Annotated in this window: 13 protein-coding genes; all 13 read left to right on the top strand. The window is 33.6% G+C overall.

Annotated elements, in window-relative coordinates:
* Positions 1–8: 8 nt before the first annotated feature.
* The 13 genes from tagH to NSQ40_RS26750 all read left to right on the top strand — a co-directional run bounded on the left by tagH (position 9) and on the right by NSQ40_RS26750 (position 15,527).
* Positions 9–1,682 (top strand): teichoic acids export ABC transporter ATP-binding subunit TagH, encoded by a 1,674-nt coding sequence (gene tagH / locus NSQ40_RS26810; protein WP_003209146.1) that lies wholly within the window; start codon positions 9–11, stop codon positions 1,680–1,682.
* Between the two features lie 83 nt (positions 1,683–1,765).
* Positions 1,766–2,647: a UTP--glucose-1-phosphate uridylyltransferase GalU gene (galU, locus tag NSQ40_RS26805; protein ID WP_041488624.1), complete on the top strand. Its 882-nt coding sequence runs from the start codon at positions 1,766–1,768 to the stop codon at positions 2,645–2,647.
* A 1,024-nt stretch (positions 2,648–3,671) separates the two neighbouring features.
* The gene (locus NSQ40_RS26800; RefSeq protein WP_003202114.1) at positions 3,672–4,370 is read left to right on the top strand and encodes a YveK family protein; all 699 of its coding nucleotides are present in this window, start codon (positions 3,672–3,674) and stop codon (positions 4,368–4,370) included.
* Positions 4,360–5,019: a CpsD/CapB family tyrosine-protein kinase gene (locus tag NSQ40_RS26795; protein ID WP_016112647.1), complete on the top strand. Its 660-nt coding sequence runs from the start codon at positions 4,360–4,362 to the stop codon at positions 5,017–5,019. The genes NSQ40_RS26800 and NSQ40_RS26795 overlap by 11 nt, the downstream gene beginning before the upstream one ends.
* Before the next feature lie 384 nt (positions 5,020–5,403).
* Positions 5,404–7,218 (top strand): polysaccharide biosynthesis protein, encoded by a 1,815-nt coding sequence (locus NSQ40_RS26790; RefSeq protein ID WP_003202117.1) that lies wholly within the window; start codon positions 5,404–5,406, stop codon positions 7,216–7,218.
* 111 nt (positions 7,219–7,329) lie between these two features.
* Entirely contained in the window at positions 7,330–8,496 is a 1,167-nt protein-coding gene (locus NSQ40_RS26785; protein WP_033796566.1) for a glycosyltransferase family 4 protein, read from the top strand.
* Entirely contained in the window at positions 8,459–9,526 is a 1,068-nt protein-coding gene (locus tag NSQ40_RS26780; protein ID WP_033797518.1) for a glycosyltransferase, read from the top strand. The genes NSQ40_RS26785 and NSQ40_RS26780 overlap by 38 nt, the downstream gene beginning before the upstream one ends.
* Before the next feature lie 11 nt (positions 9,527–9,537).
* Entirely contained in the window at positions 9,538–10,650 is a 1,113-nt protein-coding gene (locus tag NSQ40_RS26775; RefSeq protein WP_033796568.1) for a glycosyltransferase family 1 protein, read from the top strand.
* 27 nt (positions 10,651–10,677) lie between these two features.
* Complete coding sequence (locus tag NSQ40_RS26770) at positions 10,678–11,580, top strand: glycosyltransferase family 2 protein (protein WP_003202126.1); 903 nt, start codon at positions 10,678–10,680, stop codon at positions 11,578–11,580.
* A 152-nt stretch (positions 11,581–11,732) separates the two neighbouring features.
* Complete coding sequence (locus tag NSQ40_RS26765; RefSeq protein ID WP_033796569.1) at positions 11,733–12,800, top strand: EpsG family protein; 1,068 nt, start codon at positions 11,733–11,735, stop codon at positions 12,798–12,800.
* 61 nt (positions 12,801–12,861) lie between these two features.
* Complete coding sequence (locus NSQ40_RS26760) at positions 12,862–13,629, top strand: glycosyltransferase family 32 protein (RefSeq protein WP_033797516.1); 768 nt, start codon at positions 12,862–12,864, stop codon at positions 13,627–13,629.
* Complete coding sequence (locus tag NSQ40_RS26755; protein WP_018764959.1) at positions 13,622–14,239, top strand: acyltransferase; 618 nt, start codon at positions 13,622–13,624, stop codon at positions 14,237–14,239. The genes NSQ40_RS26760 and NSQ40_RS26755 overlap by 8 nt, the downstream gene beginning before the upstream one ends.
* A gap of 85 nt (positions 14,240–14,324) precedes the next feature.
* Positions 14,325–15,527 carry a glycosyltransferase gene (locus NSQ40_RS26750; protein ID WP_033796570.1) on the top strand — a complete coding sequence of 401 codons (1,203 nt, stop codon included), beginning with the start codon at positions 14,325–14,327 and terminating at the stop codon, positions 15,525–15,527.
* The last annotated feature ends 126 nt before the right edge of the window (positions 15,528–15,653 follow it).

The raw sequence follows: 15,653 nt of genomic DNA, 5'->3' as shown, positions 1-15,653 counted from the left end.
TGTAAAAAATGAATGAATCAGTGAGGTTTCATAATGTAACAAAAAAATATAAAATGCATAGCAAAAACTCTGAGAAATTAAAGGATATTCTGTATCCTGGAGGATTTGGTGAAGACTTTTATGCATTAAGAAACTTAGAATTTGAGGCTCAAAAAGGCGATGTTATTGGTATTGTTGGGGTAAATGGTTCTGGAAAATCTACAATGTCTAATTTGATTGCTGGAATTACACCGCCTACAACTGGAAGTATCGACATAAAAGGGAAAGTCGCACTTATTGCAATCGCAGCTGGTCTTAATAATCAATTGTCAGGTAGAGAAAACATTGAGCTTAAATGCTTAATGATGGGAATGAGTAAAGCACAAATTGAAAAGTTAACACCTGAAATTATTGATTTTGCTGATATAGGTAAGTTTATTGATATGCCAGTGAAAAAATATTCTAGCGGGATGAAATCGCGTTTAGGGTTTGCAATTTCAGTTAGTATTAATCCAGATGTACTCGTAATTGATGAAGCTTTATCAGTAGGTGATCAAACATTTGCTGATAAATGTTTAAACCGTATGAATGAATTTAAGGAACAAGGAAAAACAATATTTTTTGTTAGCCATTCTTTAGGACAAGTGAAAAAATTCTGTACAAAGGCTCTATGGCTTGAATACGGTGAAATTAGAGATTATGGTCCTATTGAGGAAGTAATGCCGAAGTATGAAAGTTTCTTAAAAGAATATAAGGCAATGAGTAAAGAAGAGCAGCAAAACTTCAAAAAAGAAGCAATGGAGAAACAGGCAGGAAAAGGGTTGGCAGAGGTAAATATTGCTTCAAAAGAGGTTCCAAAAGAAGCTTCCAATTATGCACCTAGATTAAGTGGAGCGCATGTTCACAGTAAGAATAATCGAATCAAACGTAAGTATATTGCTGGCTTAATTGGTGTATTACTAATTACAACTATAAGTGGATTGACGTATTGGCAAAGGGATAATATCTTTTCTCCTTTACAGGCTAAAGAACAAAAGAAAGAACAATCTAGACAAGCAAAAGTTGTTAAACAAGAGAAGAATCCATTAGCTGATTTAGATGTTCGGTATGTAAATTCTGCTAAAGCTCGTGTGAGAAGTGTGCCAGCGTTAGAGGGACAAGCGATTGCTACTATGGTATTTGGAACACCTTTTGTGGTAAAGGATCAGAAAAAAGATGAAAAATCTGGGGTCAATTGGTTGAAGGTTATTTATGATAATGGGGAAGAAGGATGGGTTAGTGAAGAGATAGTAAGCTCAATTCCATTTACTCATGCATTATCTTATGAGGATGTTGTAAATAAAATAAAAAAATTAGAAGGTACTTCTCAAAATCTGGAACAAGCCCTTACTTTTTTAGGTAAGCGTAAAGAGGATGTAACTAGTATAATAGGTATTCCTCAAAATGAAGAAAAAGTACCAGAAGGAGTACTAACAAAATATAAAGAAATTGATGTTTTATATAATAATCAATTGATTGTTAAACAGGTAAGTCTTAAGAACGTAAATATATTGAAGGCAACGTTGTTAGAACAATTGGGTGAAGCACAATTGAAAAACGAAGATAGTTCTTTATTAATTTATCGATCTGATAAGTTTGATTTTAAGTTTGCTTCTAATGGTTCAACAATTGAGCAAATATCCATCTTCGATATATTAAAATAAGGAAATATTGATATAATAAGTGTGTTTGTTAATTGTTCAATCAAGTAAATATAAAAAATTATATATTACTAGGAGGAATATCATTGAAAAAAGTAAGAAAAGCTATTATTCCAGCAGCTGGATTAGGGACTCGCTTCCTACCAGCAACAAAAGCAATGCCAAAAGAAATGTTACCAATTGTTGATAAACCAACAATTCAATATATCGTGGAAGAGGCCATTGCGTCTGGAATTGAAGATATTATTATCGTAACAGGAAAAGGAAAACGTGCAATTGAAGATCATTTCGATCATTCCTTTGAATTAGAACAAAACTTACTATCAAAAGGAAAGTATGAAACTCTTGAAAAAGTACAAGAATCTTCAAAGATCAACATTCATTATATTCGTCAAAAAGAGCCTAAAGGTCTAGGACATGCTGTTTGGTGTGCTCGTAAATTTATTGGAAATGAGCCATTTGCGGTACTACTTGGTGATGATATTGTTCAAGCGGATACGCCGTGCTTACGCCAATTAATGAATCAATATGAGAATACACAATCATCAGTAATTGGTGTTCAAACTGTTCCAGAGAATGAAACGCATCGCTATGGTATTATTGATCCGTTAGAGCAAAAGGATCGCAGTTATCAAGTGAGTAAATTTGTTGAAAAACCTGCTAAAGGAACAGCACCATCTAACTTAGCGATTATGGGACGTTACGTGTTAACGCCAGAAATCTTTATGTTCTTAGAAGATCAACAAACAGGGGCAGGCGGAGAAATTCAGTTAACAGATGCGATTCAGCGTTTAAATGAAATTCAACGTGTATTCGCATATGATTTCGAAGGAAAACGCTATGATGTCGGAGAAAAACTAGGGTTTATTCAAACAACAATTGAAATGGCACTGCAACATGAAGAGTTAAAAAAAGAGCTATTAGATTATATGAAAAAGTTAGTGGAAAGCGAAATGGTTTGTAACTAAGCTTTAACGATACAAAAAAGAACTTAAGTCTATTTCATTAGAAATAAGTTTTTTGTAGATTTCAGTCAATATGTTGGGGAAAAGTTAAGTCTATGTTAGTTTTGGAATGGGACTTTCTAATGTTATTTCTCTTTCATTAATCGTCAAAAGAGGATAATATTGTTTCATTTATTTATAAATGGTTATCGGTTACTTATAGTATGCTACTATTTTGCTTCATTTTTTAATAAGAGGACCTCAACTCTATAATTCAACAATTGTTTTTAAACTCTTTTATAAGCGGTTGTTGGACATATAGATACCGTCACAAGAATTTAATTGGGTAATATGCATATGACTATACGATCTTTACTTCCTTGAAATAATTATTTATGAGATTATGTGTGAATTTATATGAAGATAATTGAATGGGATATTCTAGGTAGAGAGTGAATTGGACGTATAAATTTATATTGACGGGGGTATTATCAAGAACTAAAATGAATAATACATGAGTATATTATGATTAATGAAACGGAACGTTTGTTTTGTTAATCAAATCTATACTTGAAAAGTTCAATTTTCTTATCTTGCATTAAATTACATTGAATATATAAATATTAATTTAAATATATAAATATTAATTTAAATATACGTGTTAACGCTAGGATAAATATGTATAATTTTGATTGATTTCCCCTGACTATGAAAAGTAAATATACATAGGTATATAGTTAAAACCTTACAGAGTAAGGCTTTGTTTAAAAGACTGTGCAATGTTCTATGTGGAGGATACTAACACTAATTCCTTTATAGTGTTACATGAAATAGTGTAACACTATAAAGGAATTTTTGAGGATTTATTCATGCTTTAGGGTCAGTCATTGTAATGAAAATTAGGAGTGATTTTGTACATCTTTGAACAAGTGGAAATATGTATATTCGGATGGTGATTTGTAAATATATTCAGATGTAAATTAAATGATGTTGTTCAATATATATTTAACTTCATTTTTAATCAATTAAATAATAGTGGAGGGGAAGTATGGAGAAGGAAATAAATTTAAAAAGCTTGTTTAATATTATAAAAAGAAGATTTTGGATTATGGCAGTAATCACAATATTGGCCGGATTAGTTGGTGGGATATACAGTTTTTTTATGAAAACGCCTTTATATTCATCTTCCGCAAGGATCCTTATTCCGGCAAATCCTGAAGCAATGGGTACACTTAAAGTGATGATTAAAGAACCTGTTGTTTTAGAAAAAGTAGCGCAGCAACTAAATTTGAAAAAATCAGCAGGCGCATTAAGCGGACAGATAAGTGTTGGGAAGGTGGAAGAATCACAGATTGTCACTATAACAGCTATAGATACTAATCCAGTGCAGGCTGCCCAAATTGCTAATGTTACAGCAAATGTTTATAAAGAAGAAGCAAAATCTGTTATGAATTTCGGAAGTGTTCGTATTTTAACAGAAGCAAACGCACAAGGAAACCCTTCGCCAATAAACTTAAATCATGCAGGTACGATAGAGCTGGCCATGGCTGCCGCATTTATATTGAGTATAGGGATCGTTTTCTTATTGGATTCCCTTGATGAAACAATTAAATCGGAACGTGATATTGAAAAGTTACTACCGATCCCTGTTTTAGGAAGTGTTTCCCAAATGAAAAAAAATAATATAGTAGATAAAAACAGTAAGAAAGAAAGTGTAATGGTAGGAGGAAAAACATTTGATTCTTAATAAAAAACAAAGTCGTCCTCTTGATAATAGTAATTTAATTGCGCATACAGCTCCAAATTCGAAGGTTGCTGAGGAATATCGAACAATTCGTACTAATCTTCAGTTTGTATCTGAAGCAGATAAAAAAAGAACTATAATAATTACTTCTCCTGGATATGGGGAAGGGAAAACCATTACTGTGGCAAATTTGGCGGTTTCTATGGCTCAGCAGGATGAAAGGGTCTTAGTCATTGATGCGGATTTAAGAACTTCAGAACTACATAAAATTTTTGGAATAGAAAATAGATCGGGATTAACAAATATCCTAGAGGGAAAAGCAACGCTAGAGAAGGCGGTAATTCAGACGGAAATCAAAAATGTACATGTTTTAACAAGTGGTTCTGAAGTTAATAATCCAGCTGAGCTGCTTAGCTTACCATCCATGCAAGATTTAATTAACAAAGTAATAGAACAATATGACGTTATTTTATTTGACTCTTCACCTCTTTTGGAAGTAACAGACACGAGTATACTAGCTAGTCAGTGTGATGGCGTATTGTTGGTATTAAGTTGCAATCAAACTGCTAGTGAAGCGGTAGTTGAAGCAGAAAGAGTGTTAGGTTTAAGCAACAGTAGGTTTCTAGGGGCTATTTTGAATAAAAAGGTATAAGAGATTTATTCAAATCAGTTATGCGGGCGATGCTCATACAGTACTTTTTAGCTCATAGGGTAAGGAGGAAGGACATTCTTCGGTAGAGAATGAAAGGTCACCTATAAAAAAAGTATATGGTACGGTGATGTCTCCTTACCGCTATCAATGGAGGCACTCGATTATGCTGTGGGTTAAAACACCTTAGACGTTAGTCGTCAAGAGCGTGATGTGAGGGAGGGTTAAATGCCCGTGTTTATTTGAAGTTTCTGTCTAGAAAGTCTTTTTGAAGGATCTTGTAGACAGGAACTTTATATTAGTTAGTCATTTATTTCCTTCCTTAAATCTTTAGTTAGATATATAGATAAAAATATTAGTTACAAAAAATTGAGAGAGGGGCCTATTATGACGTATCATCAAAGATTGTTTCTATTAATTTTAGTAGATTCCTTAATTGTATTAACCACGATTTTCTTTAGTCGCTTTTTAGTAAGTGCTGATTTCCACGTTATAACATTGCCTATTGTAGCAAGTGCGATGACCTTGCTTCTTAGCCATCATATTTTTTCTTTTATTTATAAGCTATATAAAAAAGCATGGGAGTATGCAAGTATAGGCGAACTACTCATTATTTTGAAAGCAGTTACACTTTCTATTATCACAACAGCAGTAGTACAAAAAATATTACTCCATGATATTTATTTCCGTCTACTTGTTGTTACTTGGATGATCCATGTTTTATTGATCGGAGGATCACGTTTTTTATGGCGAATGTTCCGAGATGCTTATATCCAAAAGGGTGACAATAAAAAACGAACGCTAATTATTGGTGCAGGTTCTGCAGGTACAATGGTTGTACGGCAGTTGTTGAATAATAATGAAACAGAATTACTACCAGTTGCTTTTATTGATGACAATATAAAGAAACACGGACTGGATATACTTGGAATACCAGTGGTCGGGGGAGTGAATCGCATTGAATCTACTGTTCAGAAATTAGGCATCGACAGTATCATAATAGCAATTCCTTCACTTAGTAAGAAAGAATTAAATATGATTTTCCAAGAGTGTTCTAAGACAAAAATGAAAACACAAATTCTTCCGATGTTAGAGGATTTAGTGACTGGAAAGGTTTCAGTAAATGAATTTCGTGATGTTCAGGTAGAAGATTTATTAGGGCGTGAGCCGGTTGAATTAGATATTGAAAGTATTTCAGATTTTATAACTAATAAAGTTATTTTAGTAACTGGTGCAGGTGGCTCAATTGGGTCTGAAATTTGTCGTCAAATCGCACATTTTAACCCAAAACAATTGATTTTATTAGGTCATGGTGAAAATAGTATCTATTCCATTGAAATGGAATTAAAAGAGCTATACAGTGACACCGATATTATCTTTACTACAGAAATTGCTGATGTGCAGGATGATATGAAAATGATGTCAGTCATGAGTCAATATCATCCTCAAGTTGTTTATCATGCTGCTGCACATAAGCATGTACCCTTAATGGAACGTAATCCTGAAGAAGCGATAAAAAATAATTTGATCGGGACAACAAATGTAGCAACAGCAGCAAGTTGGCATGGAGTTGAGACGTTTGTAATGATTTCTACAGATAAAGCTGTGAATCCTACGAGTGTAATGGGAGCGACAAAAAGGCTTGCTGAAATGGTAATCCAAAACTTAGACAAAACAAGTAGTACGAAATTTGTGGCTGTACGATTTGGAAATGTATTAGGAAGCCGTGGTAGTGTTATACCATTGTTCAAAAAGCAAATTAAGCAAGGGGGACCAGTGACTGTCACTGATCCAAAAATGATTCGTTACTTTATGACAATTCCAGAAGCATCTAAACTTGTAATACAGGCTGGGGCATTAGCTAAAGGTGGGGAGATATTCATTTTGGATATGGGTGATCCTGTCAAAATAGTGGATCTTGCGAAAAACTTAATTACATTATCAGGACATTCATTAGATGAGATACAAATAAAGTTCACTGGAATGAGACCTGGAGAGAAGCTTTTTGAAGAATTGCTGAAAAAGGAAGAAGTGCATGAGCAACAAATCCATCCTAAAATTTACATAGGTAAAACATCAAATCTTTATATAAAAGAAATTGAAGAAATTATTCAAACATACCCTAATCTTGAGAAATTAGAATTGAGAGAACAGGTATTGGCATTGGCAAATAACCGTATAGCTTCGCAAAATATAGTGTGAATGTCGATTTGAATACGTGCGTTTAGATACGTATTTTACTATTTAGAAAAATGAAGTATGTACAGGTTACAGGCTGGTTAGACAGATTATAACGAGTGTAGGGTGATATATGTGGGAAATAAAGTATTGTTCTGTGCAACAGTAGATATTCATTTTAAAGCATTTCACTTGCCGTATATGAAATGGTTTAAAGAACAGGGATGGGAAGTTCATGTTGCTGCTGCCGGCAACATGGACCTTCCATACGTGGATAAGAAGTATGAACTTTCTATTCAAAGATCCCCTTTGCAGCTCAAGAACATTAAGGCTTATAAAGAGTTGAAAGCTATCATTGATAAAAATGGATATAAAATTATTCATTGCCATACACCAATGGGGGGAGCCCTTACACGTTTGGCAGCAAGAAATGCTAGAAAATATGGAACAAAGGTTTTATATACTGCTCACGGATTCCACTTTTGTAAAGGTGCCCCGCTAATAAATTGGTTATTATATTATCCTATTGAAAAAGTAATGGCAAATTACACAGACTGTCTGATCACAATAAATCAAGAGGATTATGATCTGGCTGTTCAGCGGCGTTTCAAAGCAGTTGAAATTGAACAAGTACACGGAGTGGGAGTAGACACAGAATACTTTAAACCAGCTGATGAGATTCAAAAGCTTTGTCTGAGGAGTGAGATGGGATATAAGCCCACCGATTTCTTGATGTTCTATGCGGCTGAGTTTAATAAAAATAAAAATCAACAATTTTTGATTCGATCATTGGCTTTAATAAAGGATAGTGTCCCAAACGCAAGGCTTCTATTGGCTGGAAACGGTCCCTCACTAGAGGATTGTAAAGATTTGGCTAAGCAAATTGGCGTATTTGAAATGGTGGACTTTCTTGGTTATCGGAATGATATCTCGAAAATTTTATCCGTCTGCGATATTGCGGTTGCATCGAGTCTTCGCGAAGGTCTGCCGGTTAATATTATGGAGGCCATGGCTTGTGGGTTACCGATAATTGCAAGTGAGAACAGAGGACATTTGGAACTTGTAGAAGATAAAGTAAATGGCTATATCATTTCCAATCAAGATGCTCAAATGTTTGGTTTAAGAGTACTAGAGATGAACAAATCAAAAGACTTACTTGTAAAAATGGGTATTGAAAGCAAAAAGAAAATGCATAAATATTCGATTATTCAAGTTGAATCTGAATTGAGTTCTATTTATGGGAAATACATTCTGGAGGAAACAGATGAAACCGAAAATCAGTATAATAGTTCCTGTCTATAATGTTGAAACTTTATTAGGAAGGTGTTTAAACAGCCTAACATCACAAACACTTGAAGATATCGAAATCATTATGGTAAACGATGGCTCAACAGATAAGAGTGCAGGTATACTTAATGAGTACGCAAAGAAAGATAAAAGAATTATAGTGATTGAAAAAGAAAACGGTGGTGTTTCTTCAGCAAGAAATGCAGGTATTCAAACCGCGAGTGGAGAATATATTGGGTTTGTTGATCCGGATGATTGGATAGACATGGACATGTATGAAACCTTGTATCGGGAAGCAGTTCAAGGTAAGGCAGACGTTGTTATGTGTACATATACTCGTGAATTTGGAAGTCATTCAAAAGAGAAGAAATTTGATCTTCCTGAAAAAGTTTGTTATGAAGGCGAAGAAATTAAAGAAAACGTAATGAGACGTTTAATCGGTCCTATAAATGAAGAAATAGGAAATCCAGAATTCTTAGATGCTTGGGGAACTGTTTGGTCAAAGCTTTATCGCTCTGAGGTTATTAAAGAAAACGCGATTCAGTTTGTGGATTTAAGTTTTATTGGTACAAATGAGGACTCATTATTTAATATACAGACATTTTATTATGTTGATAAATTTGTTTTTTTAAATAAGTCTTTTTATCATTACTGGAAGACAAATGCAGCTTCCGTCACGTCTAATTACAAACCGGAATTGATGAACCAATGGTTTAACCTTTATGACATAATCGAGCAATTTTTAGAAGATAAGCAGCTATCAGGAAATTTTCGATTAGCCTTAAATAATCGTATTTGTCTTAATACGCTCGGACTTGGCTTAAATACAATGAGTAAAAGTAATCGCATATCTCCATTAACGAAATTTAACAGATTAAGTAAAATACTAAATGATAATCGGATAAGGCGTTCTTTTAAACAATTAGAGATGAATCACTTCCCTATTGTTTGGAAGGCGTTTTACTTTTGCGTAAAATATAGGTTTACCGCAGGGTATTATTTTATGTTAGTGGCAATAGATTCACTCAGAAAGATGATGAGATAGGAGTGGTACTCTTGAAACCTATTCGTATACTTCAAGTAGTTACCGTCATGAATCGCGGCGGGCTTGAAACTATGTTGATGAATTATTATCGAAGAATAGATCGTAGTAAGATTCAATTTGATTTTATGGTACATAGAACAGATAAGGGACATTATGATGATGAAATAATGAAGCTTGGCGGGAAGATTTATCGAATGCCACAGATACGACCTGGAAATTATCGCCGTTATTTTAAATTACTCAAAGAGTTCTTTGCTACTAATCCTGAATATAAAGTAGTACATTCCCATATCAATGAGAACAGTAGTTTTGTATTAAGAGCAGCGAAAAATGCAGGTGTTCCATGCCGTATTGCGCATAGTCATTTAAGTGATTTAGGTATTGATATAAAACTTCCTTTTCGACTATATGCAAGATTTATGATGAAAGACAATCCGACTGCATATTTTGCATGTTCGAAAAAAGCAGGAGAATGGTTGTTTGGAAAGAAACAGACAAATTCTAATGAAGTAACGGTTCTAAATAACGCAGTGAATGTTGAAGAATTTAAATATAATGAAAGTAAAAGAAATAAAGTAAGAGAAGAAATTGGGGCAAATGATAATACGTTAGTTATAGGGCATGTAGGAAGATTTAATAAGCAAAAGAATCATGAATTCTTAATAGATATTTTCCATGCTGTACATAAAAAGAACCCAGAATCCATACTGACTCTCATAGGAGAGGGTACCCTACGTGCAAGCATTGAAAAAAAAGTCGCTGACTTAGGGTTGTCTTCTAAAGTCAGATTTCTAGGAACTAGAACCGATATCCCGCAATTGATGCAAGGATTTGATATTTTTCTTTTTCCTTCGCTTTTTGAAGGCTTGCCAGTTGTACTAGTGGAAGCACAGGCTGCAGGTTTAAATTGTGTGGTGTCTGATGCAATTACTAGTGAGTCTAACTTGACTGACCGAATGAAATTTATGAGCTTAAAGAGTTCAACGGAATTATGGGCAGATTATATTCTTTCCTCATCATTGGAGCATGAGGATACAACAAATGTAATGCAAAATAGTGGCTATGATACGGCTACTATGGCAAACTGGTTGACAGATTACTATTATGCACATGCCTATAAATAATAAAAATTTGATGCAGGAGGGTTTGCAATGACGCCACTCTTAACCGTTTTTACGCCTACATATAATCGTGCATATACCCTTCATTTATGTTATGAAAGTTTAAAGAGGCAAAAATGTAAAGATTTTATTTGGTTAATTATTGATGATGGCTCTAATGATAACACAAAGGAACTTATTGATACTTGGATTGTAGAAGATGTCGTTCCCATTCGTTATCATTACCAAGAAAATCAAGGTATGCATGGAGCACACAATACCGCTTATGAATTAATTGATACAGAATTAAATGTGTGTATAGACTCGGATGATTATATGGCTGAAGATGCTGTTGAAAAGATTGCTTCATTTTGGAAGGCACATGGAAGTAAGAAGTGTGCTGGAATAGTCGGGTTGGATGCGAAACAGAATGGAGAAATCATTGGAACTAAAATGCCATCTAATATTAAATCTTCCACACTGTCAGGTTTGTATGGTCTTCATGGGGTCAGAGGCGATAAGAAACTAGTTTATCGTTCGGAATTGACAAGAAATTCTTTGCCATATCCTATATTTTCAGGAGAAAAGTACTGTCCGCTCAGTTATAAGTATATTTTAATTGATCAACAATGTCCTTTACTTATTATGAATGAAGTCTTATGCCATGTGGAATATTTAGATGATGGTTCGAGTATGAACATGATTAAACAATATAAGAAAAATCCGCGTGGGTTTTTATTCTTCAGAAAGGTTGCTATGCAGTATGCTCCTTCTTTTAAGGAGAGATTTCGAGAATCCATACATTATGTATCTAGTAATCTGATGATTAGAAATTATGCTTTTCTTAAAGAATCACCATGTAAGGGTACTACTTTCCTGGCGATACCTTTCGGGATTCTTCTCTATCTTTATATACAGAATACAAGTAATAAAACCGTTTCGAAGCGCCATTAAGAAGCTGAAGGTATACCGGTAATTGTTGTGTAAGCTTGCAATAATTGGCTAATGAATCTGTTAATATATTTATGTGTAAATATATCTATTTTCTTCAGTGCTTTTGCATGTCTAAGTTACTTGCTTGTTTGCTGTGTGGAAGGAGTTATGGAATGACTATATTATGGATAAACCTTTTTGTAGTTTACATTTTATCTTTTTTTTCAAGATATTCTGCAAAGAGCATGAGCAATGGGATCGTTCCAGTTCAACCAAATAAAATGCTTAGTTTCTTGGCAATGGCATCGCTTGTTATTGTATCGGGACTTAGAAATAATATTGGTGATACTTATTTTTACATGTATTCCTATGCCCACAATGAATTCAGTTGGAGCAATATTGATTTCTCAGGGGATTTTGGGTTTGATCTTTTACAGATGTTTCTGCAACACTTCTCAAAAGATCCGCAGATAATGGTATTTTTTGTCGCCTTAGTGACAAATGTATTAATTGTAATAACTCTTTATAAATACTCCCGGATGCTTGAATTAGCCTTATTTGTATATATTACAGGTGGAATGTATTTAGTATCCATGAATGGAATCAGGCAGTTTTTAGCAGCATCTATTGTCTTTCTGGCCACAAAATATATTTTTAATGGAAATTGGAAAAAATATATTTTAGTTGTACTTTTAGCAGCTATGATTCATAAGTCAGCGCTTGTTTTAATCCCAATTTATTTTTTGGTTAGGAGAAAGGCTTGGGCATGGGATACGTACGTATTGCTGTTCTTCTCGGTCATTATAGTAATTGGGTTTAACCAATTCTCATCAGCTTTGTTCTCGGCATTAGAATCAACTCAGTATGGACACTACAAGGACTTTGCAGAGGGAGGAGCAAATGTATTACGTGTTGCAGTTAGTGCTGTACCAATAGTTCTTGCATATCTTGGAAGAGAAAAATTAAGAGAAGTCTTTCCGAAAAGTGATTACATTGTAAACATGTCTTTAATTGGTTTAGTGTTCATGATTATTTCAACGCAAAATTGGATATTTGCAAGATTCACCATTTATTTCAGTTTATATCAATTAATTTTAATTTCATGGATTGTTGTATTATTTTCTAAAAAGGATAGGAATTTCGTATATTACGGACTTTTATTGTGTTATCTCATTTATTATTTTTACGAGAGTGTAATAAGTTTAGGTATCATTTATACAAGTAAATATCTATCTTTATAGATTTTTCAGTAACACTACTTCTAAGTATAAATTTAAGCATATCGGGGGGAGCGTGTATCAATTGGAGAACGTGAGGAAAATTCCATCAACCATACATTATTGTTGGTTTGGTGGTAGAGAGAAACCTGAGATTGTACAAAAATGCATAGATAGCTGGAAGAAGAACCTCCCAGAATATGAAATTATTGAGTGGAATGAAAATAATTTTGACATAGAATGTAACTTATATGTCAAAGAAGCCTATGATTCGAAAAAATTTGCATTTGTAAGTGATTATGTAAGGGTATATGTTCTTTATAAGTTTGGAGGTATTTATTTAGATACCGATGTAGAGGTATTCAAACCTTTTGATAATATGCTCCATCATGATTCATTTTGGGGATTTGAACAAGAAAATTACATAGCGACAAGTACTATAGGAGCTATGAAAGGAAATAAGCTGATCAAAATGTTTTTGGATTCATATGAAGGAAAAGGATTCATCAAAGAGGATGGAAAACATGATGATTTAACCAATGTGGCGGTTGTAACTAATATACTAAAAAATGCAGGATTGAAATTAAATGGAGAATATCAAGAAATAAGCGGTATGGGAGCTTTTTATCCACAAACTTATTTTTCCCCATATGATTATATCAATTGCAGAAAATTTATAACTGAAAATACATATGCAATGCATCATTTTTATAAAAGTTGGTTGCCTCTTAAAGTAAGAATCAAGAGTAATATAAAATTGATTTTAGCGAAAATCATAGGTGGAAATAACATTGCTAGGCTAAGAAAATATGTGATGGGAAAAGAAGCTTTTAAGGAGAATACACATGATTAAGGTATTCAAGAAAATAGTTCAAACGATAGTTGCAGAAAGCCGTAATAGAGGACTGTACTTTACTATACTAATGAATATTTCGCATGTAATTGGTGCATTAAGAGGTGCCTTCTATAAGGTAATATATTTTCGTAATATAAAGTGTTCAATCTTTTTTCTTCAAGCAAATAGCAAGATTGAGATTTTCAATAAGCGTTCAAAAGTCAATATTGGAAAGTTTGTATTTGTAAGAAAGAATGCCAGCATTAGACTGGATTTTGACGGAGTATTAGATATAGAAGAAAAAGTATTTATTAATGATAACTGTAATATCAACTGTGTAAATAGAATATCGATTGGAAGAAGTACAAAAATAGGGCCAAATGTGAGTATTAATGACCACGATCATAATTATAAAAACCCTGCAGATAGCCATCTGGTAAAAGGTGAGGTAAAGATAGGGAAGAATGTTTGGATTGGTTCTAATGTAGTTATATTGAAGGATACTGTTATAGGTGATAATACCGTAATAGCCGCCGGAAGCGTTGTAAAAGGGCATATTCCTTCTAATACGTTATTTGTGAATAAAAGAGAGAATATGTGTATTGATCGCACTAGTTTAAGCAGCTAATAAAAAGTTTATTCCATATGAATTCATATACTGCGATTGCTTTCATTTACTTACATCAAAACAAAACATGAACGTGAGGAAGCGTATGAAAAAAAATGTTTTAATCTCTATCTATGATATGGAAATTGGTGGAGTAGAAAGAAGCTTAATTAATATGCTGGAAAGCTTCGACTATGATACATACAACATAGATTTATTGATATTTAATCATACTGGAGAGTTCTTAAATTTAGTACCTAATAAAGTTAACGTACTACCACAGATAGGTGGATATACCGTCTTTAGGAAGTCAATTGTGCAATGTATACGTGAAGGATATTTTGGGGCAGGAATCACAAGAATAATAAGTAAGTATATGGCAGGGAGAATATCGAAAAAAAGACAGTTAAAGGAAGGTTCGGGATATATTCAGATGCAGCTTGTGTCAAAGTATGCAGCATATTTTTTGCCTAAACAGAAAAAAAAGTATGACTTTGCGATTAGTTACGCATGGCCACATAATCCTTTAGCTGATACTGTAAGTGCTGATAAGAAGATAGCTTGGATTCACACAGATTATAGCACACTAGAAATTGATAATAAAATTGACTTTGCTATGTGGAATAAATTTGATTACATAGCATCTATATCAGATGAATGCACAAAAGCGTTTTTAACTGTATATCCATCGCTAAAAGATAAAATTTTACAAATAGAAAATATTACTTCACCCAAATTTATTCAGAAGATGGCTGAAGATACTGTAAGTTTTAATAAACAAAGTAACAGTGCTTTTAATATTTTATCGGTTGGAAGGTTGTCATATGCGAAAGGGTTTGATGTTGCTATAAAAGCCCTTAAAGCATTACATAATAAGGGGTTAAACAATATAAAATGGTATGTCATAGGATACGGATCGGATGAATCTAATCTTAAGGAATTGATAAAGGAACAACAGTTAGAAGACAGTTTTATACTATTAGGCAAACAAACTAACCCATATCCGTATATGAAGTTATGTGATTTATACGTTCAACCGTCCAGATATGAGGGAAAGGCAGTTACGGTTACGGAAGCTAAAATCCTTGAAAAGCCTATATTGATAACTAATTATCCTACTGCAGCCAGCCAATTGGATGATGGAATTGAGGGCATTATATGTGATTCAAGTGTAGAGGGGTTAGTCGAAGGCATCGAAAATTTATATAGAGATGATGAACTAAGGAAAACATTAATTAATAATTTGCGAGATAGAGATTACAGTAATAACGCTGAGTTGAATAAGCTATATAAAATTATCCCGCATTAACGGGTAGTAAGACCTCCACCTCAAAGTTCGGCGAAAACAAAGGAGTTAGGTGGGGGATCAACTGCCCGTAAAAGCCCGATTCGTTCAACTAATTAAAGTTTCACTTTATAGGCGCCTAAACAATCA

The sequence above is a fragment of the Bacillus sp. FSL K6-6038 genome, from assembly GCF_038050455.1.
Lineage (GTDB): Bacteria > Bacillota > Bacilli > Bacillales > Bacillaceae_G > Bacillus_A > Bacillus_A pseudomycoides.
This window is presented reverse-complemented; position numbering and strand designations above follow the sequence as displayed.

Coding starts and splice junctions, on each gene's coding strand:
- tagH (WP_003209146.1), top strand. CDS start 9: ATGAATGAATCAGTGAGGTTTCATAATGTAACAAAAAAATATAAAATG.
- NSQ40_RS26800 (WP_003202114.1), top strand. CDS start 3,672: ATGGAGAAGGAAATAAATTTAAAAAGCTTGTTTAATATTATAAAAAGA.
- NSQ40_RS26790 (WP_003202117.1), top strand. CDS start 5,404: ATGACGTATCATCAAAGATTGTTTCTATTAATTTTAGTAGATTCCTTA.
- NSQ40_RS26780 (WP_033797518.1), top strand. CDS start 8,459: ATGAAACCGAAAATCAGTATAATAGTTCCTGTCTATAATGTTGAAACT.
- NSQ40_RS26770 (WP_003202126.1), top strand. CDS start 10,678: ATGACGCCACTCTTAACCGTTTTTACGCCTACATATAATCGTGCATAT.
- NSQ40_RS26765 (WP_033796569.1), top strand. CDS start 11,733: ATGACTATATTATGGATAAACCTTTTTGTAGTTTACATTTTATCTTTT.
- NSQ40_RS26755 (WP_018764959.1), top strand. CDS start 13,622: ATGATTAAGGTATTCAAGAAAATAGTTCAAACGATAGTTGCAGAAAGC.
- NSQ40_RS26750 (WP_033796570.1), top strand. CDS start 14,325: ATGAAAAAAAATGTTTTAATCTCTATCTATGATATGGAAATTGGTGGA.